The organism is Streptomyces sp. W16, assembly GCF_033194735.1.
In the GTDB taxonomy this organism is placed as follows: Bacteria; Actinomycetota; Actinomycetes; order Streptomycetales; family Streptomycetaceae; genus Streptomyces.
In genome coordinates this window covers 1-20,577 of the sequence record NZ_JAWOAI010000023.1, presented here as the reverse complement: position 1 = coordinate 20,577, position 20,577 = coordinate 1, and the positions used below count along the sequence as shown (strand labels likewise).

Annotated in this window: 22 protein-coding genes and 1 pseudogene; 16 read left to right on the top strand and 7 right to left on the bottom strand. The window is 69.9% G+C overall.

Annotated features, from left to right (window positions below):
• Nucleotides 1-5: 5 nt before the first annotated feature.
• The 13 genes from R6V09_RS05235 to R6V09_RS05180 all read left to right on the top strand — a co-directional run bounded on the left by R6V09_RS05235 (nt 6) and on the right by R6V09_RS05180 (nt 11,597).
• Nucleotides 6-1,256 (top strand): alginate lyase family protein, encoded by a 1,251-nt coding sequence (locus R6V09_RS05235; RefSeq protein ID WP_317880147.1) that lies wholly within the window; start codon nt 6-8, stop codon nt 1,254-1,256.
• Between the two features lie 116 nt (nt 1,257-1,372).
• Entirely contained in the window at nt 1,373-1,486 is a 114-nt protein-coding gene (locus R6V09_RS05230; RefSeq protein ID WP_317880146.1) for a putative leader peptide, read from the top strand.
• 67 nt (nt 1,487-1,553) lie between these two features.
• Nucleotides 1,554-2,438, top strand: coding sequence for a glutathione S-transferase C-terminal domain-containing protein (locus tag R6V09_RS05225; RefSeq protein WP_317880145.1), 885 nt, complete (start codon nt 1,554-1,556; stop codon nt 2,436-2,438).
• A gap of 118 nt (nt 2,439-2,556) precedes the next feature.
• Nucleotides 2,557-2,706 (top strand): hypothetical protein, encoded by a 150-nt coding sequence (locus tag R6V09_RS05220; protein WP_317880144.1) that lies wholly within the window; start codon nt 2,557-2,559, stop codon nt 2,704-2,706.
• A gap of 138 nt (nt 2,707-2,844) precedes the next feature.
• A complete protein-coding gene (locus R6V09_RS05215; RefSeq protein WP_317880143.1) occupies nt 2,845-3,828 on the top strand; it encodes an amino acid ABC transporter permease in 984 nt (327 codons plus the stop codon).
• Nucleotides 3,825-4,622, top strand: coding sequence for an amino acid ABC transporter ATP-binding protein (locus R6V09_RS05210; protein WP_019072665.1), 798 nt, complete (start codon nt 3,825-3,827; stop codon nt 4,620-4,622). The genes R6V09_RS05215 and R6V09_RS05210 overlap by 4 nt, the downstream gene beginning before the upstream one ends.
• Before the next feature lie 49 nt (nt 4,623-4,671).
• Nucleotides 4,672-5,697: an ABC transporter substrate-binding protein gene (locus R6V09_RS05205; protein ID WP_317880142.1), complete on the top strand. Its 1,026-nt coding sequence runs from the start codon at nt 4,672-4,674 to the stop codon at nt 5,695-5,697.
• Nucleotides 5,698-5,777: 80 nt separating this feature from the next.
• A complete protein-coding gene (locus R6V09_RS05200; protein WP_317880141.1) occupies nt 5,778-6,521 on the top strand; it encodes a GNAT family N-acetyltransferase in 744 nt (247 codons plus the stop codon).
• A gap of 17 nt (nt 6,522-6,538) precedes the next feature.
• A complete protein-coding gene (locus tag R6V09_RS54535) occupies nt 6,539-6,658 on the top strand; it encodes a putative leader peptide (RefSeq protein ID WP_442809978.1) in 120 nt (39 codons plus the stop codon).
• 77 nt (nt 6,659-6,735) lie between these two features.
• Nucleotides 6,736-7,962, top strand: coding sequence for an LLM class flavin-dependent oxidoreductase (locus R6V09_RS05195; RefSeq protein ID WP_317880140.1), 1,227 nt, complete (start codon nt 6,736-6,738; stop codon nt 7,960-7,962).
• A gap of 19 nt (nt 7,963-7,981) precedes the next feature.
• Nucleotides 7,982-9,355, top strand: coding sequence for an NtaA/DmoA family FMN-dependent monooxygenase (locus R6V09_RS05190; RefSeq protein WP_317880139.1), 1,374 nt, complete (start codon nt 7,982-7,984; stop codon nt 9,353-9,355).
• Nucleotides 9,352-10,449, top strand: coding sequence for an LLM class flavin-dependent oxidoreductase (locus R6V09_RS05185; RefSeq protein WP_317880138.1), 1,098 nt, complete (start codon nt 9,352-9,354; stop codon nt 10,447-10,449). Before R6V09_RS05190 ends, R6V09_RS05185 begins: the two co-directional genes overlap by 4 nt.
• 11 nt (nt 10,450-10,460) lie before the next feature.
• Entirely contained in the window at nt 10,461-11,597 is a 1,137-nt protein-coding gene (locus tag R6V09_RS05180; RefSeq protein ID WP_317880137.1) for an LLM class flavin-dependent oxidoreductase, read from the top strand.
• Here R6V09_RS05180 and R6V09_RS05175 read toward each other — a convergent pair.
• On the bottom strand, nt 11,576-11,950 hold the full coding sequence (locus tag R6V09_RS05175) for a hypothetical protein (RefSeq protein ID WP_317880136.1): 375 nt from the start codon (nt 11,948-11,950) through the stop codon (nt 11,576-11,578). The two genes, R6V09_RS05180 and R6V09_RS05175, sit on opposite strands and share 22 nt — an antisense overlap.
• Before the next feature lie 49 nt (nt 11,951-11,999).
• Between R6V09_RS05175 and R6V09_RS05170 the strand changes: the two genes are divergently transcribed.
• Nucleotides 12,000-12,449, top strand: a complete 450-nt coding sequence (locus R6V09_RS05170) for a GNAT family N-acetyltransferase (RefSeq protein ID WP_442809979.1) — start codon at nt 12,000-12,002, stop codon at nt 12,447-12,449.
• Here the strand turns inward: R6V09_RS05170 and R6V09_RS05165 are convergent.
• The 5 genes from R6V09_RS05165 to R6V09_RS05145 all read right to left on the bottom strand — a co-directional run bounded on the left by R6V09_RS05165 (nt 12,424) and on the right by R6V09_RS05145 (nt 17,112).
• Nucleotides 12,424-13,509 carry a phosphotransferase enzyme family protein gene (locus R6V09_RS05165; protein WP_317880135.1) on the bottom strand — a complete coding sequence of 362 codons (1,086 nt, stop codon included), beginning with the start codon at nt 13,507-13,509 and terminating at the stop codon, nt 12,424-12,426. The two genes, R6V09_RS05170 and R6V09_RS05165, sit on opposite strands and share 26 nt — an antisense overlap.
• A complete protein-coding gene (locus R6V09_RS05160; RefSeq protein ID WP_317880134.1) occupies nt 13,506-14,267 on the bottom strand; it encodes an ABC transporter ATP-binding protein in 762 nt (253 codons plus the stop codon). Before R6V09_RS05160 ends, R6V09_RS05165 begins: the two co-directional genes overlap by 4 nt.
• Complete coding sequence (locus R6V09_RS05155; RefSeq protein ID WP_317880133.1) at nt 14,264-15,037, bottom strand: ABC transporter permease; 774 nt, start codon at nt 15,035-15,037, stop codon at nt 14,264-14,266. Before R6V09_RS05155 ends, R6V09_RS05160 begins: the two co-directional genes overlap by 4 nt.
• Nucleotides 15,034-16,062, bottom strand: coding sequence for an ABC transporter substrate-binding protein (locus R6V09_RS05150; protein WP_317880132.1), 1,029 nt, complete (start codon nt 16,060-16,062; stop codon nt 15,034-15,036). Before R6V09_RS05150 ends, R6V09_RS05155 begins: the two co-directional genes overlap by 4 nt.
• 129 nt (nt 16,063-16,191) lie before the next feature.
• Complete coding sequence (locus R6V09_RS05145) at nt 16,192-17,112, bottom strand: ABC transporter substrate-binding protein (RefSeq protein WP_317880131.1); 921 nt, start codon at nt 17,110-17,112, stop codon at nt 16,192-16,194.
• Between the two features lie 384 nt (nt 17,113-17,496).
• Between R6V09_RS05145 and R6V09_RS05140 the strand changes: the two genes are divergently transcribed.
• Nucleotides 17,497-18,381 (top strand): sulfurtransferase, encoded by an 885-nt coding sequence (locus R6V09_RS05140; protein WP_317880130.1) that lies wholly within the window; start codon nt 17,497-17,499, stop codon nt 18,379-18,381.
• 121 nt (nt 18,382-18,502) lie between these two features.
• On the opposite strand, the gene absR1 is transcribed toward R6V09_RS05140, so the two are convergent.
• Nucleotides 18,503-19,609, bottom strand: a complete 1,107-nt coding sequence (absR1, locus tag R6V09_RS05135) for a beta-glucuronidase AbsR1 (RefSeq protein WP_317880129.1) — start codon at nt 19,607-19,609, stop codon at nt 18,503-18,505.
• A gap of 97 nt (nt 19,610-19,706) precedes the next feature.
• Between absR1 and R6V09_RS05130 the strand changes: the two are divergent.
• Nucleotides 19,707-20,577 (top strand): annotated as a pseudogene (locus R6V09_RS05130) (hypothetical protein); the annotation flags it as partial.

Genomic DNA, 20,577 nt, shown 5'->3' with positions numbered 1-20,577 from the left:
CAGCGATGAGCCGCACTTCCCCCCACGAGCACCTCCGCAGAACAGAGTTGAGCCGCCGCGGTCTGTTGAAGACCGCGGGCGGGCTCACCGCAGCCGTCGCCCTCGGCGGCGCCACGGTGGCCACGACCGCGCACGCGGCCCCGGCCACCTTCACCCACCCCGGCATGCTGCACAACGCCGGTGACATCAATCGGGCCAAGGTCAGGGTCGCGGCGGGAACCGACCCCTGGCTGTCCGGCTGGAACAAGCTGACCGCCAACTCCCACTCGCAGTCCACCTGGACGAACCGGGCGACCGCGACGATCATCCGAGGCGGCGACGGCCAGAACTACAGCCTGCTCTACAACGACATCGCCGCCGCCTACCAGAACGCCCTGCGCTGGAAGGTCGGCGGCACAGAGGCGAACGCCGTGTGCGCCGCGAACATCCTCAACGCCTGGTCGTCCACGCTGACTTCGGTCACCGGGAACGCCGACCGGTTCCTTGCGGCAGGCCTCTACGGATGGCAGTTCGCCAACGCCTGCGAACTGATGCGGGACTACAGCGGCTTCAATCTGGCCGCCGCCCAGCGGATGCTGGCAAACGTCTTCTACCCGCTCAACAACAGCTTCCTCACCAACCACAACGACGCCTGCATCACCAACTACTGGGCCAACTGGGACCTCTGCAACATGGCGTCCATCCTGGCCATCGGCATCCTCAACGAGGACAGCGCCAAGTACGACCAGGCCGTCACCTACTTCAAGTCGGGTGCGGGCAACGGCTCGATCGCACACGCGGTTCCGTACCTCTACACCGACTCCGACGGCTACGCGCTCGGCCAGTGGCAGGAGTCCGGCCGCGACCAGGGCCACACCGTCCTGGGCATGGGTCAGATGGGCGCCGTCTGCGAGATGGCCTGGAACCAGGGCGACGACCTGTACTCGTACGACAGCCGCCGCTTCATGAAGGCCGCCCAGTACGTCGCCAAGTACAACGCGGGCAGCGACGTGCCCTTCACCACCTACACCTGGGGCACCGGGCAGAGCTGCGCCCAGTCGTCCCAGACGGTGATCTCTTCCGCCTCACGCGGCCAGATCCGGCCGGTGTGGGCGATGCTCCACTTCCACTACAACCGCCGGATCAGCCTCGACGACAAGTACATCTCGGCCATGTACTACAACCTCGTCGCACCCGAGGGCGGGGGAGGTGACTACGGCTCCGACAGCGGCGGCTACGACCAGCTCGGCTTCGGCACCCTGATGTACGCCAAGTAGCGGCCCGGCCTGTCCACGGGTCGGGACCTGTGCCCGACCCGTGGACGCCCTCTTGACCCCGGGCGACGGTGGATCGACACTCCAGTAGGGAATCCTAGTGAACAGGTAGGGAAACAATGGGGCGCCTTGAGCCGGTCACCACCAGTCGAGTGGACCGTTCGCCCCTTCTGACCTCCCGCCGTCACATCGATCTGCTGCGGGTCTGCAGCGCCATGAGCCCACTGCGCTGAGTCCCCTCCATCGTTCGACGACGCTTCCGCCGCGCGTACGTCCACGCGCCCGTACCCGGGGAGTCCCATGTCCGTCACGCCTCTCGCCGCCGTCCCCTCACCCCGCTCCGCCCCACTGTTCCGGGGCCGGATCGGGAGCGACGCCCGCAGCGGGCACTACGCCGTGCCGCGCCGCTACCGCCTCCATCTGTCCACCGCCTGCGCCGACGGCCTGCGCATCGCCGTCACCCACAGCCTGCTCGGCCTGCACGAGAGCTGTCCGGCCGTGTTCCTGTCCGCCGTCCCCGACTGTCCGAGTGGTGGACACTCCGCGCTGCGCCCGCTCTACGAGGCGAGCGCCCACCGCTACGCCGGACCGGCCGCCGCGCCCGTGCTCAGCGACGACTGGTCCGGCCGCATCGTCAGCACCCACGCCCCCGACATCACGCGTGACCTCGCCCGGCACTTCGGCGAGGGCGGACCCCAGCTCTACCCGTGCGGCGCCGAGTCGGAGATCGAGGCCGTCGAGCGGCTCTGCGCGCAGGGCATCGAGGACGCGGCGCAGCGCGCCGGCGCGGCCGGCGTCGAACAGGAAGAGCGCGACGAGGCGCTCGGCCGACTGCTGGAGACGCTCGGCTCGCTCGACCGGTGGCTGGACGGCCGCGAGCACATGATCCGCGACGAACTCACCGCCGCCGACGTCGAGTTGTGGGTGACACTGGTGCAACTCGACACCGTGCACCGCTATCACCTGGACGCCGCCGCCGTGCAGTGCATCGCCGACCATCCCCACCTGTGGGCCTACGCCCGCCGCCTGGCCGCCCACCCGGCCTTCGGCACCCATCTGGACCTCGACGGCATCGCCCGCCGCCACCACGCCCGCTGCCAAGGCCTGGAGGCCGCCGGTGCCGCTGTCCAGATCCTGGACTGGGCAGCCCATGCGGCGGACGAGACGGGAGCTTGCCGCAGTTGAGCGGCCTGCCGGGCCGTCCAGCTGGTGGACGCTCGTTGACTTTCGAACAAGCACCTGACTTACTACCGCTTCAGTGATCGAGAGGCCCATCAGGGCCGGAACGGCAACGGTGACGGACATGTACGCAGCTTCGAGGACGGCGGCACGCCGCTTCCACGGCTGCGTACTGCCGTACGCGAGCCCGCTCGTCGCCGACCGTGCCGTGGATCTGCTCCGCGTGAACAGCGCACTGTGTACCGCACCGGGCCGCGCCCGCTGTCGAGGCTGACGACTTCCTCCAAGAGCCTCTCAAGCTCTTTCTGTTGGTTCTTCCAGCCCCCGGTCCCGTGCGTTCCTCGCCGTGAGCGTCTCTTCCGTCACGCCCAGGTGCCGTGGTCCGGGGTTCCCTCTCCCGCCGGAGCCCCTCATGAGTGAACCCCCTGGCACCGCCGTGTCCCTCGCCGATCCACCGCCGCCTGCCGACACACCGTCAAAACCCCTCACCGCACAGCGAGTTCAGCCGCTGCGCCGGCCCGGCCGGTGGATCGTCACGCTGGTCGTGCTGGTGCTGATCGCCCAGTTCGTCCACGGACTGGTCACCAACTCCTTCTACCAGTGGGACCGCTTCGGCTACTGGTTCCTGCGCCCGACGATCCTCGACGGACTCGTCATCACCCTCGAAGTGGCCGCGCTCAGCGCGGTGTTGGGCCTCCTCGGCGGCATCCTGCTCGCTCTCGCCCGGCTGTCGAAGAGCCCCGTGCTGCGCGCCGCGAGCTGGACCTATGTGTGGGCGCTGCGCTCGATCCCGCTGATCGTGGTGTTGATCTTCCTCTACAACTTCAGCGCCCTGTACCAGACGCTCAGCATCGGCGTCCCCTTCGGCCCCGCCTTCTTCTCCTTCGACGAGTCGAAGCTCGCCACCGACATGGCCGTCGCCGTCGTCGGACTCAGCCTCAACGAGGCGGCCTACGCGGCCGAAGTGGTCCGCGGCGGCATCCTCTCCGTCGACCAGGGCCAGCACGAGGCGGCCTCCGCCCTCGGCCTCCCCAAGGGCTACCAGTTCCGCAGAATCGTCTTCCCGCAGGCGCTGCGCTCCATCACCCCGAACTACGTCAACCAGCTGATCGGCCTGATCAAGAGCACCTCGCTGGTCTTCTACGTCTCGCTGCTCGACCTGTTCGGCTCCGCGCAGACGATGGGCTCCACCTACCCCGGCGACATCGTGCCGCTGCTCCTGGTGGTCACCGTCTGGTACCTGATCCTGACCAGCGTCGTGTCCGTCATCCAGTTCTACGTCGAGCGGCACTACGCCCGGGGCGCCACCCGCTCCCTGCCGCCCACCCCGATCCAGAAACTCCGCACCGGTGTCACCGACCTGCGGGCCCGCATCCGCAGGGAGACCGCCGTATGACCACGAACACCGTCGAACCGCTGGCGGACATCACACCCGCCGCCGTAGAGGTGCACGACGTCCACAAGTGGTACGGCGCCCACCGGGTGCTGGACGGCGTCGACCTGACCGTACGGCCCGGCGAGGTCACCGTGATCCTCGGCCCGTCAGGCTCCGGCAAGTCCACGCTGCTGCGGGTCATCAACCACCTGGAGAAGCCCGAGATCGGCTACGTCAGTGTCAACGGCGAGCTCATCGGGGTGAAGCAACAGGGCGGCAGGCTCAAGGAGTTGAGCGAACGCGCCATCCTCGCCCAGCGCAGCCGGATCGGGTTCGTCTTCCAGAACTTCAACCTCTTCCCGCACCTGACCGTCCTGGACAACGTGGCCGCCGCCCCGGTCGCCACCGGCAGACTCGGCAAGCCCGAAGCCCTGGAACTGGCAAGGGAGTTGCTCGGCCGCGTCGGTCTCGCCGAGAAGACCGGCGCCTACCCGAGGCAGCTCTCCGGCGGCCAGCAACAGCGCGTGGCCATCGCGCGCGCCCTCGCCCTGCGTCCCGGAGTCATCCTCTTCGACGAGCCGACCTCCGCCCTCGACCCCGAACTCGTCGGTGAAGTCCTCTCCGTCATCAAGGACTTGGCGACCAGCGGCACCACCCTCGTCATCGTCACCCACGAGATCGGCTTCGCCCGCGAGGTCGCCGACCGGGTCGTCTTCATCGACGGCGGAAAGATCGTCGAACAGGGCCCGCCCCACGAGGTCCTCGACAAGCCACAGCACGAGCGGACCAGGGACTTCCTCAGCAAGGTCCTCTGAGCCCGACCCTCCCTTTCAACAGCCCCGAACACCGAGCCTAGGAACAGCCATGCCCACTCTCAGCCTTCGCAGCAGACTCACTCGCGGACTCACCGCGGGAACCGTCCTCGCCTCCCTCGCCGGTGGTCTCGCGGCCTGCGGCGGCGACAGTGACGCGGCCACCACCACCGACAACGCCGCCGGTACGGTCACCGTGGGCGCCCTGTCCAACGGCGCCGCCAAGCAGGCCACGCTCAAGGTCGCCGAAGTGAAGTCGATCAGTGCCGAGTTGCCCAAGTCCATAGCGAAGAGCGGCAAGTTGGAGATCGGCGTCGGCTTCCTGCCCGCCGGTTCCCCGCCGCTCGGCTACGTCGGCTCGGACCAGAAGACCCTCACCGGTTCCGAGACCGACATCGCCCGCCTGGTCGCCGCCGTACTCGGACTCAAGCCAGAGCTGAAGAACTCCACTTGGGAGAACCTCTTCATCGGCCTGGACAGCGGCAAGGTCGATGTCGCCTTCTCCAACGTCACCGACACCGAGGAGCGCAAGGCGAAGTACGAGTTCGCCTCCTACCGCGAGGACAACCTCGGCTTCGCGGTGAAGGCGAGCAACTCCTGGAACTTCGACGGCAATTACGAGAACCTCGCCGGCAAGACCGTCGCCGTGGGCGCGGGCACCAACCAGGAGCGGATCCTCCTGGAGTGGAAGAAGAAGCTGGCCGCCGAAGGCAAGAAGGCGCTCACCGTCAAGTACTTCCAGGACAACAACAGCACCTACCTCGCGCTGGCCTCCGGGAAGATCGACGCCTACCTCGCGCCCAACCCCTCGGTCGCCTACCAGGTCTCCTCGACCAAGGGCACGGCCAAGGCGGTCCGCAACGCGGGCACGTACTCCGGCGCCGGATCCTCCCTGCAGGGCCTGATCGCGGCCACCGCGAAGAAGGACAGCGGCCTCGCCAAGCCCCTCGCCGACGCCATCAACTACCTGATCAAGAACGGTCAGTACGCCAAGTGGCTGGCCGCCTGGAACCTCTCCAACGAGGCGGTCGCCAAGTCCCAGGTCAACCCGCCCGGACTGCCCCTCAGCGACTCCTGACCCACCCTCTCAGCAAGGGGACCCCGCCACGCCGCGGCAGGGTCCCCGACCCGTGCGACCAGTACCGGAGCCGTCAGCCGATGTCTTCCACCGCCAGTCTCGAAACGACCACCTCCACGTCCCACGTTCTGGACAACCCAGCCTGGGCCGCGCTCACCGGCCCGCACGTCCACCTCGCCGAACGCGTCGGCCGCGCCGCCCGCTACCCCGTCGACGTGGCCGGCTTCCACGCCATCACCGACAACGACGACCCGCGCGCCTGGGCCGACCTGGCCACGCTCGTCGGCCCCGGCTCCATCGCCGCCGTGCGCGGAGTGAGCGAGACCCCCGACGGCTGGGAGATCGTCCGCTCCGGGCAGGGCGTCCAACTCGTGGACACCGCTCTGCGGGCCGAGCCCGACCCCGAAGCCGTCCGCCTCGGTGCCGACGACGTGCCCGAGATCCTCGACCTGGTCGCCCGCACCGAACCCGGCCCCTACCTGCCCCGCACCGTCGAGATGGGCACCTACCTCGGCATCCGCCACGACGGCCGTCTCGTCGCCCTGGCCGGCGAACGCCTCCACCCGCCCGGCTGGACCGAGATCAGCGCTGTCTGCACCGACCCCGACCACCGCGGCCGGGGACTGGCCACCCGCCTGGTCCGCGCCGTCGCCGCCGGTATCAAGGAACGCGGCGACCACCCGTTCCTGCACGCCGCGGCCACCAACACCAACGCCATCCGGCTGTACGAGTCGATCGGCTTCACACTGCGCGCCCGCACGGTCTTCTCGCTCGTACGGTTCACCGGCCCGACTTCCGCCGCCGATCCGGAAGAAACGGCATAGCCGTGCGGTTGCCCCCTATGAAGCCGGATTCCGTGGAGGTGGAGCACATGTGTGGCGCCCACGTTCTCCACGTGCGACTCACCACACGGCAGCACATTGACCTGCTGCGCGTGGCCGGCGCGCTCTGTCGCCCCTGACCCCGTTGCCCCAGCCGCCGTGCGCCCACCTCCAAGGGCCGGCGATCTCGTACGGACCTCCAGGAAGGCACCCACCCGTGTCATCGAAATCCGCTTCCCCCCTGCATCTCGCCGTCGCCCTCGACGGCACCGGCTGGCACCCCGCCTCCTGGCGCGAGCCGGTGGCCCGGCCCCGCGACCTGTTCAAAGCCGCGTACTGGGCCGACCTGGTCACCGAGGCCGAGCGCGGTCTGCTCGACTTCGTGACCTTCGAGGACGGCCTCGGCCTCCAGTCCTCGCACTACGGCGAGCTGGACGGCCGCACGGACCAGGTCCGCGGACGCCTCGACGCCGTGCTGATCGCGGCCCGTATCGCACCGCTCACCAGCCACATAGGCCTGGTCCCGACGGTGGTGTCCACGCACACGGAGCCGTTCCACATATCCAAGGCGATCGCCACCCTCGATTACGTCAGCACCGGCCGCGCGGGTCTGCGGGTGCAGCTCTCCGCCCGGCCGCACGAGGCCGACCACTTCGGACGGCGCGACTTCCCGCCGATCAGCCTGGAGAGCCTGCGGACCCCGGCCGGACAGGAACGGCTCGCCGAGCACTTCGACGAGGCCGCCGACTACATCGAGGTCGTGCGCCGCCTCTGGGACAGCTGGGAGGACGACGCCGAGATCCGGGACATCGCCACCGGCCGCTTCGTCGACCGCGACAAGCTGCACTACATCGACTTCGAGGGCCGCCACTTCAGCGTCAAGGGCCCCTCCATCACACCCAGGCCGCCGCAGGGCCAGCCGGTCGTCAGCTCCCTCGCCCACCAGACCATCCCGTACCGGCTGGTGGCTCGTGCCACCGACCTCGGCTACGTCACCCCGCACGACACCGACCAAGCACGCGCGATCGTCGCGGAGATCCGCGCCGAACAGCAGGCCGCAGGCCGCGTTGACGAGCCGTTGCACATCTTCGGCGACCTGGTGGTCTTCCTCGACGACGACGAGGCCTCGGCGGTCGCCCGCCGCGAGCGCCTCGACGCCCTCGCGGGGGAGCCGTACACCAGTGACGCCCGGATCTTCGCCGGTACGCCCGTCCAACTCGCCGACCTTCTCCAGGAGTTGCAGTCGGCGGGGCTGACCGGCTTCCGGCTGCGGCCCGCCGTCGCCGGACACGATCTGCCGGCGATCACCCAGGGGCTGGTCCCCGAACTCCAGCGCCGGGATGCCTTCCGCCGCGCCTACGAGGCCGACACCCTGCGCGGCCTGCTGGGGCTCGCCCGCCCCGCCAACCGCTACGCCGCTGCCGCTGCCGCAGCCACCGCCTGAGCCGGAGGGACAGTACGACATGAGCAAGCCCCTGAAGCAGATCCACCTGGCCGCCCACTTCCCCGGCGTCAACAACACCACCGTGTGGAGCGACCCCGCGGCCGGCAGCCACATCGAGTTCAGCTCCTTCGCGCACTTCGCGAAGACCGCCGAGCGCGCCAAGTTCGACTTCCTCTTCCTCGCCGAAGGCCTGCGGCTGCGCGAACAGGGCGGGAAGATCTACGACTTGGACGTCGTCGGCCGCCCCGACACCTTCACGATCCTCGCCGCGCTCGCCGCCGTCACCGAACACCTCGGCCTGACCGGCACCATCAACTCCACCTTCAATGAGCCCTACGAGGTGGCCCGCCAGTTCGCCAGCCTCGATCACCTCTCCGACGGCCGCGCGGCCTGGAACGTCGTCACCTCCTGGGACGCGTTCACCGGCGAGAACTTCCGCCGGGGCGGCTTCCTCCCGCAGGACGAGCGCTACTCCCGGGCCAAGGAGTTCCTCGCCACCACCAACGAACTCTTCGACTCCTGGCACGGCGACGAGATCCTCGCCGACCAGGCCACCGGCACCTTCCTGACCGACGCCAAGGCCGGAGCCTTCGTCCACCAGGGCCAACACTTCGACATCCACGGCCAGTTCAACGTCCCGCGCTCCCCGCAGGGCCGCCCGGTCATCTTCCAGGCCGGCGACTCCGACGAAGGCCGTGAGTTCGCGGCCTCCAGTGCCGACGCCATCTTCAGCCGATACAGCACCCTCACCGAGGGCCAGGCCTTCTACACCGACGTCAAGTCCCGCCTCGCCAAGTACGGCCGCAGGTCGGACCAGTTGCTCATCCTCCCGGCCGCGACCTTCGTGCTCGGCGACACGGACGTCGAGGCCGAGGACCTGGCCAAGGAGGTCCGCCGCCAGCAGGTCAGCGGCGCCACCGCCATCAAGCACCTGGAGTTCGTCTGGAACCGGGACCTGTCCTCCTACGACCCGGACGGCCCGCTGCCCGACATCGACCCGGACGTCAGCGACAACCACATCTCCAAGGGCCGCGCCCAAGTGCGCATGTACCGCGACCCGTTGGCCACCGCCCGCGAGTGGCGCGAGCGGGCCGCCGCGAACAACTGGTCCATCCGCGACCTGGTCATCGAGACCGGCAACCGGCAGGCCTTCATCGGCTCCCCGTCCACGGTCGCGAAGACCATCAACGACTTCGTGCAGGCCGACGCCAGCGACGGCTTCATCCTCGTCCCGCACATCACCCCGACCGGACTCGACCCCTTCGCCGACAAGGTCGTCCCGCTCCTCCAGGAACAGGGCGTCTTCCGCACCGAGTACGAGGGCCCGACCCTTCGCGACCACCTGGGCCTCGCCCACCCCGACGACGTGCGCGAGGAACGGGCGGCATCGTGAAGTTCCTCGCGATCACCCTCATCGTCCACCGCCCCGACCCGGTCACAGGCATACAGAAGTCGACGCACGAACGCTTCCGCGAGGTCCTCGAAAACGCCGTGCTGGCCGAGGAGTTGGGCTTCGACGGCTTCGGCGTGGGGGAGCGGCACGAGCGGCCCTTCATCTCCTCCTCGCCGACCGTCGTCCTCAGCCACATCGCCGCACTCACCCGCCGCATCCGCCTCTTCACAGCGGTCACCACGCTGAGCCTCCTCGACCCGGTCCGGGCCTACGAGGACTACGCCACGCTCGACCACCTCTCGGGCGGACGCCTCGACCTGATCATCGGCAAGGGCAACGGCACCGCCCAGCGCGAGCTGTTCCACGTCACGCCTGAGGACCAGTGGGAGCGCAACGCCGAGAGCTACGAGGTGTTCCGGCAACTCTGGCGGCAGGACAAAGTGACGGCGAAAACCCGGTTCCGCCCGGAGTTGAAGGACGCCGAGGTGTGGCCGAGGCCCTACCAGCGGCCGATCCGAGTCTGGCACGGCAGCGCCACGAGCAAGGAGAGCGTCGACCTGGCCGCCCGCTACGGCGACCCGCTCTTCTCCGCGAACGTCACCAACCCCATAGAGCCGTATGCCGAGTTGGTCCGCTACTACCGGGAACGCTGGGAGCACTACGGCCACGACCCGGCGGACATCGCGGTCGGCGCCGGCACGGCGGGCCTCTACGTGGCACCCACCACCCAGGAGGCGCTGGCCGCCTACCGGCCGATCTTCGAGAGCAACCTCGCCTTTCAGAAACAGGTGGGCCTGCCCGTGGTCTTCGAGACCCTGGAGGACTTCGTCGAGCGGAGCTCCGCGCTGATCGGCAGCCCCCAGCAGGTCATCGACAAGGTGCACCGCTACCACGAGCAGTTCGGGCACACCGTGCTCCATCTGCACGCGGACGCCAGTGGCTTGACGGATCGTCAGCACCGTGACTCGCTGGAGCTGTTCCGGTCGGCGGTGGCTCCCGTGCTGCGCAAGGACATCCCGGACCCGCCCTTCGCCTGGGGACCGGTCCTGCCCGAGTCAGAGTCCGAGCCCGAGTCCGAGTCCGTCGACCACTGAGGAGTGAGCACGTGCCCCACATCCCGCTCGGCGTCCTCGACCTGGTCCCGATCTCCTCCGGCTCCACCGCGCCCGAGGCCCTGCGCAACTCCATCGAACTCGCCCGCAGAGCAGAGGAGTTCGGCTACGCCCGCTACTGGTTCGCCGAGCATCACCTCAACCCCGGGGTCGCGGGCACGTCCCCCGCGGTGGTCCTGGCGCTGACGGCTTCCGCGACCTCCACCATCCGGCTCGGCTCCGGCGCCGTACAACTCGGCCACCGCACCGCGCTGTCCACGGTCGAGGAATTCGGCCTGATCGACGCGCTGCACCCGGGCCGCTTCGACCTGGGCCTCGGCCGTTCCGGAGGCCGTCCGACACCCCCGCTGCCCTCGGTCACCCCGGTCGTCGACGGCCGGGCCCCCAACGGCCTGCGCATCCCGCCCCGTTTCTCCTTCGAGCGGCTCCTCGGCTCACCCAGGATCGCCCTCCAGCGCAAACTGCTCCTGCTGCCCAACGCCAAGTCCCAGGAGTACGGCGAGCAGATCGACGACGTCCTCGCGCTGCTTGCCGGCACCTACCGCTCCCCGGACGGCGTCGAGGCACATGCCGTACCGGGCGAGGGCGCCGACGTGGAGGTGTGGATCCTCGGCAGCAGCGGAGGCACCAGCGCCGAGGTCGCGGGCCGCAACGGGCTGCGTTTCGCGGCCAATTACCACGTCAGCCCCGCCAGCGTCCTTGAGGCGGCGGACGGTTACCGCGCCGCGTTCCAGCCCTCCGACGTCCTCGATAAACCGTATGTCAGCGTCTCCGCCGATGTCGTCGTGGCCGAGGACGACGAGACGGCACGTGAACTCGCCACCGGCTACGGCCTGTGGGTGCGCTCCATCCGTACGGCGGAGGGCGCCATCAGGTTCCCGACACCGCAGGAAGCCCGCGCCCACGTCTGGACGGACGAGGACCGCGAGCTGGTCCAGGACCGCATCGACACCCAGTTCGTCGGCTCGCCCGGCCGGGTCGCCGACCAACTCGAACAACTCCAAGAGGCGGTGGGCGCCGACGAGTTGCTCATCACCACCATCACCCACGACCACGCGGACCGGGTGCGGTCGTACGAGCTGCTCGCGCGTGAATGGCGTCGGCGGGGTCACTCGTCCCAGTCGAGTTGATGCTCCGGAGTACCCGCGGAGCGCCCGTACGCGACCGCTTCGGCGCGGCCGGCCTCGTCGCCGCGCCGATAGCGGAACACTTTCCCGGCGAAGACGACCACCCGCTCTTCCCCGACGGTGAAGTCGGCGTACCAGCCGACGGCCGGCTCCAGTGCGTCGGCCAACGCCTCCGCGATCCGACCGGCGGCACCGTCGTCGTCGGTCTCCCACTCGACGAACGTCCATGCGTCGGGCTGCCCGGCCGTCGAGCTCACCGAGTTGTCGACCCGCTCGATCTTCCGGATGCGCAGCCCGTGCGGCGCGAACACAGCACCGGGGCGCAGGCTCTCACCGAGAACGTAACCCGTGATCATGACCCGTCTCCTTCTCGACTCCGTACGGTCCTCTGCCATGATCGATGCCATGGCCGTCCGTATCGAACCCGCCGATGTCACCGACCTCCACCAGGTCCTGGAGGACCACGCACGCTACTGGGGAGAGCGTGACCTTCGCGCGCTTCATCTGACCGCGCTGGTGCAGGAGTTCGGGTCCACTTGTCTGGTCGCCCGCGCCGACGACGGCATCCGTGGCTACCTCTTCGGGTTCGTCACCCCGGACCACACCGGATATGCGCACCTCGTGGCGACCCGGGACGACGCACGCGGCACCGGTCTCGGCCGCAGTCTGTACACGGCGTTCATCGAGGCCGCCGGACGGCAGGGCGCGGTCCGCCTCAAGGCCATCACCTCGGTCACCAACGAGGGTTCGATCGCCTTCCACCGCACCCTCGGCTTCGACGCGCGTGTCGTGGAGGACTACGACGGGCCGGGCCGGCCCCGCGTCGTCTTCACCCGCGAGCTGCCGCCCCGCTAGCGCGGCACAGGTCCAGCAGGCGCCGTCCGCCCTCCCCGGCGAACCACTCCGCGTGCCCCACGTAATACTCGTACGCCAACCGGGTGTTCTCCGTCGACCGCGTCACACCGTGGAAGTAGCCCAGCTCGGAGAGCGCGAACTCGGCGTGGACCAGGGGGAGTAGCGCGGGGAGTGCCATCGACTCGGTGGGGCTGAGCGGGCGTACGGACCGGTAGCCGTCCAGGAGCGCGAGTGCGTCCCCCTCGCGGACCGGGAAGCCGGGCTGGAGCCACTGGACCGTGTTGCGTTCGATCGCGGTGGCCAGGTCGTGCACGGCCGTCGTGCGGTCGCTCATGCCGAAGTCCAGGGCCGTGGCGACCGAACCGTCCTCGTTCCAGAGGAGGTTGGAGGCGTGCCAGTCGTTGTGGGTCCACAGCGGGGTGAGTCCCGGGAGGTGCGGGGCCAGTTCCTCGTGCAACGGGAGCAGGACCCGCCGGGTGTCCTCCCGCCACGGGAAGTCCGCCAGTCCCTTCGCCAGTTGGGGGCGCTCCTCCACGTAGCGCTCCAGCTCCGTCTGCGGGTCGGCCGAGGCGAACACCGTGAACGACGCGACCAGCGGCTGTACTTGGCGGCGCGGTGCGTCGAAGCCCTCCGCCGCCAGATGCAGGCGGGCCAGCGCCTCACCGGCCGCCCTCGCGTGGGCGGAAGAGCGGAACGGGGACCACGACAGCGCGTCGCGGTAGAGGTCCGTGCCGGTGCCGGTCGAGTGCACCTCGTACGTCCACTCGCCGCGCGTCGCCGCGTCCAGGACCTCGACCACGGGTGCGCCGCGTCGCCGTAGATGCCGCAGGAAGGTGTGTTCCTCGGTCAGGCCCTCCAGCGTGCGTACGGAGGTGTTGTGCCGTTTCACGAACAGGCGGCGTCCGTCCTGTTCCACCACGGCCGCTGCCGACAGGGGACGGGGGCTGCGCCAGACCACCCGGGCCGATCCCACGATGTCGGTCACCTCGGTGTCCGTCAGGGGTGGCCAGTCGGGAGAGACCGGGTCGGTGCCCAGGCCGTGGGCGAGGTATGAACTCATGCTGTTCTCACCGCCGTTGTACCGCGCAGGGCGTCCAGGACGCGGCGCTCGGTCGCGGCGAAGTCCGGGTCCGTGAAGTCGTCGGCGCCGCGCGGGCGGGCCAGCGGCACCTCGACGCGGTCGACCACCGTGGCCGGGCGGGGGGACAGTACGTGGACCGTGTCCGCGAGCAGGACCGCCTCGCGGATGTCGTGGGTGACCAGGACGACCGTCCAGCGGTGGCGCTGCCACATGCCGGCCAGCCACAGCTGCATCTCGGTCCGGGTGAGCGAGTCGAGCGCGCCGAAGGGTTCGTCGAGCAGGAGGACCGGTCGCTCCAGCACCACCGTGCGCAGCAGGGCCGCGCGTTGCCGCATACCGCCGCTGAGTTGGGACGGGTAGGCCTTCTGGAAGCCGTCGAGGCCGAAGTCCGTGAACAGGGCGTCGGCCCGGCGCCGTGCTTCCTTCTTCCCAACTCCCTGCGCCTCAAGGCCCAGTGCGGTGTTGTCGAGGACGGTCCGCCAGGGGAAGAGGAGGTCTTTCTGTGGCATGTAGGCGACCTTGCCCGACTCCACTCCGGCCGGTTCGCCTTCCACCAACACCTGGCCCGACGTGGGACGGTCGAGGCCGGACACGAGGTTGAACAGGGTGCTCTTGCCGCTGCCGCTCGGGCCGATGACGGCGGCGAACTCGCCCTGTTCCACGGTGAGTTCGAGGTCCTGGAGGACTTCCAGCGGGCCGAAGGACTTGCCGACGCCCTCGATGTGCAGACTGCTCATGACGACTTGTCCTCCTTCAGCGCCCGCTCCCACGGGAGTACCAGCCGTTGCAGCAGGAAGGTCGCGCCGAACAGGGCGATGCTCAGTGCGGCCGTCACCGCGACCGCCGCGAACACCAGATCTGTGCGGAACGCGCTCTTCTGCGCCTGCATATAGATCCCGAGGCCCGCCTCCGCGCCCGCGTACTCGGCGAACACGGCACCGACGACGGCGTAGGTGATGCTCACGCGGAGCCCGGCGAAGAAGTACGGCATCGCGCTCGGCACCCGGACCAGCCGGAAAGTCCGCCAACGGCCCGCGCCGAGCGAGCGCAGCAGCCGCATCGCCTCGCGGTCGGTCGCCGCGAAGCCTGCCGCGAGGTTGGCGGCGAGCGGGAAGAACGTCGTCAGCGTCACCACCAGCATCTTCGGCAGCAGTCCGAAGCCGAACCAGATGATCAGCAGCGGCGCGACGGCCACGATCGGGATGGTCTGCGAGGCGACGAGCAGGGGGTACAGGCCCCGGCGGGCGGCGGAGGAGAAGTCGAGGAGGACGGCGACCAGCCAGGCCGCCGCGAACGACAGCGCGAAGCCGAGCAGCGTCTCCTGGAGGGTGGGCAGTGTCTGGTCCCACAGGTCCTGGCGGTTCAGCCAGCCCTGTTCCACCACCCGGGCGGGGGAGGGGAGCGTCGTCGGATCGACGCCGGCGGCGATGACGTAGAGCTGCCAGCCGCCGAGGAGCACGGCCAGGACGAGGAGCGGCGGCCACAACGACCGCAGCAGCGGCCTCACTTGGCGTCCGGGAGGTAGGCGTTGGTGAAGAACGTCGACGCCTTCGGGGCGGAGGTGAGCTTCTTGCCGTTGGCGTCGACCAGGAGGCCCGCCTTGTACTCGAAGTCCGCGAAGGCCTGCCAGCGCTCCGCGCTCTGTGTGCCGATCGAACCGTCCGCGCCCTTGTAGTACTCCTTGGCCAGCAGCGCCTCGCTCTCCTTCACCAGCTTGGTGTTGGTGAGCACGCTCTTGTTCGCCGAGATCAGCAAGTCGGCTGCCTGGGACGGGTGTTCGGCGGCGTAGCGGTAGCCCTTGTCGACGGCGGCCAGGAACTTCTTCGCGAGCGCGGGGTTCTTCTTCAGGAACTGGTCCGAGGACGCGACGAGGGTCGAGTAGATGGCCGGGAAGCCGTAGTCGGAGAGCTGGAAGTTCTTCAGCGGCTTGCCGTTCAGCTCCGCCTCCAGGCCCTCCCAGGTCGGCATCGGCATCGCGAAGTCCGCCTTGCCCGCGTAAAGCGCCTGGTACGCCGAGGTGTTGAGGGTGACCTGCTTGAAGTCGCCCTTGCCGCCCGAGTTCTGGATCACCTTCTGCAGTAGCGGCTTCTCGTACGGCGCGCCGAAACCGGCGTACGTCTTGCCGTCCAGGTCCTTCGGCGAGCCGATGTCGTCCCGGTCGGCGCGGACCGCGATCGTCACGTCCGTCTTCTGCGTCACCGCGTAGACGGAGGTGATGTCCTGGCCGGCTGCCCGGGCGGTGGTGATGCCTTCCTGGTAGGAGATGCCGAAGTCCGCCTTGTGGTTGGCGATCAGGGTCTCGGGGGCGGTCGAGCCGTACGGCACGATCTTCACGTTGATCCCGGCGGCCTTGAACCAGCCCTTGGCCTGGGCGACGTAGATGCCGGTGTGGTTGGTGTTGGGCGTCCAGTCCAGGGCGAGGGTGACGGTCGTGGTGCCGTCCTTCGCGGCGGCCGTGGAGTCGGCGGAGCAGCCGGTGACGGCGAGAAGGGCGATCGCGGCTATGGCGGACAGGGCGGTACGGCGATGCATGTCGGGTCCTTCGAAGGGTGGGAGAGCGGGCGAGTCGGTCCGGTCACGGCCGACACAGCGCGCTGCCCACCCTCATGAAGTCGACGGCGAGCCGCCGGGTCAGCGTCCGCGCCTGGCAGGCCAGGGCTCTCATGTGGCCACGTCCAGCAGGCCGTTGGTGAAGGACTTCGCCCAGTCCCGGTCGTCCGGGATGGCACCGTTCTCGGCGAGCCAGTGCGCGTACGGGCCCATCCGGCACTCGTCGATCACACCCCAACGGCCGTCCGCGTCCGTCCAGGTGGGCGCGATCAGGGCGAGCGAACGGGCGATCAGCGGGCGCGGGAAGTACGGGATGACCCGCTCCAGCAACTCCAGTGTGGCGTCGGGTTCCTGGGCCGCCGCCGCGTAGCCGCGGGCCGTGACGGCGAGGAAGTCCCTTACCAGGGACGGGTGTTGGTCGAGCAGCGTCTCGTTCGTGCCGAGCAGGTAGCTGTGGTAGCGCGGGGCGCCGATCTCGTCGACCGGCCAGGTCACCCGCTGCTCCTCGGGCAGGTCGCCGCGCAGCGCGTCCCAGGACCAGTAGTTCCCGAAGGTCGCGTCCGCCTCGCCCGCCGCGATGTCGTCCACGGTCAGCTCACGCGCACCGGCGTCGATCCCGATCACGGCGTCCGGGTCGCCGCCGTCGGCCGCCACCAGATGACGCACCATGGCCCGGCCGCGCGGGGTCGGGTTGTAGGCGATACGGCGGCCGGCCAGCTCGCGGGGGCGGGTGATGCCGGTCGAGGTGGTGGTCTGGATGGCCTCCAGGCCCCGGTGGTTGATCGCGGACACGGCGATCAGCGGCTGGCCGTGTTCCGCGCGGCGGGCCAGCAGTCGGTTCGGCGGGAAGATCCCGAAGTCCACCTCGCCCCGCGCCAGGTACTCCAGCGTGTCCCCGCGCCCCGGATCCTGCACCACCAGCTCGACGTCAAGACCGGCCTCGGCGTACCAGCGGCGGGCGCGGGCGACGTACAGACCGGCTGAATTCGGCCACGGGTGGAAATAGTCGAGCATGACCCGTATGTGCGGCATGGGGGTACTCCGGGAGGTGCGCAGGCGTGACGGCGCCTGAAGGGAGGGGAGGGGGTGCGCGGAGGCGGTGGATCAGTGCATGCGACAACAACAGGAGCGGCGCGCCGGGGAGTTGACCACCGGGTGCTGGGGCTCGACTGCTGCAGGCACGTGAACTCCTACGCGGGCGCTGAGGCGCGAGTGGTGCGGTCGGCGTCCCCATGGGGGCCGGACTCTCGACGAGCCGGTCCCAGACGCCCTCTCAGCCCAACCGGGTAGGGGCTCCCGCGTAGATGGTCGAACGATAACCGCACCACCCGGATTCTGTGCAAGCTCCGTCCGAAATATGGGACCCCGATGCCCGATGGGTGAGACGCCCAGGTCGCGGGCGTACGATCGGCCGCCATGACCACCTCCCTGCTGCCTGGCCCGCTGGTCGACGACACCTGGCTCGCCGCGCATCTCGACGACCCCCGGCTGGTCGTCCTCGACGCCACCGCGCTGCTGCCCTCACCCCGTGAGGACGGCGACTACCGCTCCGCGAGCGGGCGCGGGACCTGGGCCGAGCGGCACCTGCCCGGATCACGACACGCCGACCTGACCGGCGACTTCTCCGACCGCGAGGCGCCGTACCACTTCGCCGTGCCGGCCCCCGGCATGCTCGTGGCCGTGCTGGCCCGGCTGGGCGTGGGGGAGGGCGTCGAGGTCGTCACGTACGACAGCGGCGGCGGCATCTGGGCGGCCCGCCTGTGGTGGATGCTCCGCGCGATCGGCGTTCCGGCGGCCGTGCTGGACGGCGGGCTCGAAGCGTGGGAGGCGGCCGGGCGTCCACTCCTCTCCGGCGACAACACCGGCCCGGTTCCGGTCGTCCGTCCCGTGACACCCGTCGTACGACCGGATCTGTGGGCCGGCATCGAGGACGTGGCCGCCGTCAGCCGCGGCGAACGCCCCGGCACCCTGGTCTGCGCGCTGCCCCCGGGCGGCTACGACGGCTCCGCGCCCACCCGCTACAGCCGCCGCGGACACATCCCCGGCAGCCGCAGCCTGCCGGGACGTGGCCTGCTGGACGGCACCGGACGCATACTGCCCGAACCCGAACTCACCGCCAGGATCGGAGCCGTCCTCGACACCGACGACTCACCTGTCGTCCTGTATTGCGGCGGCGGCATCTCGGCCGCGGGCGCCGCACTCGCGCTCACCCTGCTCGGCCGTACGGACGTGTCCGTGTACGACGGTTCACTGGAGGAGTGGTCCAAGGACCCTGCCCGGCCACTGGAGTTGGGGAGCTGAGCGGCTGCGCCGACAACGGCGTGGCCGCGGATGTCTCCCTCCCCCGAAGGTGACATCCGCGGCCATTCCCCCGGCGCCGGACCTGTGGTCCGTCCGTCCGCATGCGGCTGTACCCATGCTGTTACCAGCACATCACCGCGGTGTCCCCCGACCTCCACGTGGAGTACAGGCGCACACGGACGAAGTAGCGGCGGCCCTTGACGAGCCTGACCTTGAGTGTGGCGTTGTGCGGCGTGCCCCCGTCGTCCTGCCCGGCGAGGAAACGCGGCTCGCCGTCCCGTTCCTCGAAGACCACGACGACCGTGTCGCTGTCCCCGAAGGCACCGACGGCGTACTCGCGCGTCTGTGTCGGCTCGATCGTGAAGTCTGCCTGCTCGGCCGGCCCCAGTCGCAGCGGCGCCGAGCGGAACGGCACCAGCTCGGTCGCCCGGGGCGGGCCGACGGGCGGGTACCAGCGCAGCGCGAACTCCTTGTCCGAGGAGGAGAGGCTGCCGTGCGGGTGCAGACCCGTACGGTATTCCTCCGGCTCCAGGATCAGGCCCGACGTGAACGGATACTCCATGATCGACTGCGGGTCCCAGACGGAGCCATTGACCTCGTCGGGATCCAGCTTGCGCAGGATGTTGGAGAGCGTCCTGTCCCGGCTCCAGAAGTTCGGCGGGCCCGCCAGCTCGGCGTACACGGCCTCGTCGTCCCAGTGGATCCCGGCGAACGGGCTCTGGTGCTCGTGCAGCATGCCCAGGGCGTGCCCGATCTCGTGCAGCGCCGTGCCACGCTGTCCGGGCGCGGTCAGGTCCCAGCCGAAGTTCATGGTGCGGTCGCCGAGGCCGACCGTGAGCGCGTCGCGCCCCACCGTCGACCAGGAGCCGTCACCGGCCTGGAACCCGATGCGCAGCTCCGCCTCCGAACGGTCGGCCACCTCGGCGAAGTCGACACCGATGCCGAGCCCCTGCCACTCACGGAAGCACTCGCGTACGACGTCCTGCTGCTCCTTCGCACCGGCCCACGGCACCCGCCGCAGCTCGCCGGTCCCGGGCACCGGGATGACGGACGTGTCGGCGGCGGCAGTGTTCTCGGGGTTGTCGACGTCGAAGAAGTAGTAGTGCAGGACCGTGCCGTTGACCCACATCCGGCTTCCGCCGATGAGCGCACCGCGCCGCTCCGCGGCCAGTCCCGGTCCGAACTCCGGGGCCGGCTGCTGCGCGAGGGAGCAGTAGCGGGTGGTCATGCGACCAGAGTGCCGTCGACCGTACCCGGGCGCCTGAGTCGAGGGCTACTCAAGTCACCCTGTATCAGGGATGAGTAGCCCGGCTCATATCTGTGTGATGACTTTCGAACAGGACGCGAAGACCCTTGAACTGCCCTGGCCGTTCACCGGCCGGGAGGACGAACTCGAACTGATCCGCAGGTCGTTGACGGCCGGCCGGCACGGCATCGTGGTCACCGGTCCGGCCGGCCGGGGCAAGACCCGGCTGGCCACCGAGGCCGTCCGGGGCGGCGACTGCGTCCGCGTCACCGGGACGCCCGAGACCCGCACACTGCCCTTCGCCGCCTTCGCCCACCTGCTGCCCGAGAGCGTCTCCCTGCACCGAGGGGTCCAACTCCTGTCCGGCACCCGGCTGTTGCTCATCGACGACGCCCACCTCCTCGACGACTCCTCGGCCGCCCTCGTCCACCAGCTCGCCGTCCACGGCCGGACCCGCCTGATCGTCGTGGTGGCCGACGGCGAACCGGTACCCGGCGCGGTGTCCCGGCTGTGGACGGGCGAACTGCTGCCGCGCCTCGCGCTGGAGCCGCTGCCCCCCGAGGAGATCGCCCAGCTGCTGGCGGCGGGCGCCGGCGGCCCGCTGGAACCCCTCACCGTGAAGCGCCTGCACCACCTCGGCCAAGGGGACCTGCGCCTGCTGCGCGACCTGTTCGGCGCCGTGCGCGAGCGCGGGCTGCTCACCCGGGCCACGGACACCGGCGAGTGGGTCTGGCGCGGCCCGGTACCGGTCACCGCGACGGTTCGCGAACGCACCGCGCAGGTCCTCGCCCGCACCGGCCCGGACGAGCGCGAGAGCCTCGAACGCCTGGCCTTCGCCGAGCCGTTGGCGTCCTCCCTCGACGACTTCGACCTCGACATCCTCGAACGCCTGGAGGCCGAGGAGCTGATCCACGTCGACGACCGGGGCGCCGTCCACCTCACCCACCCCC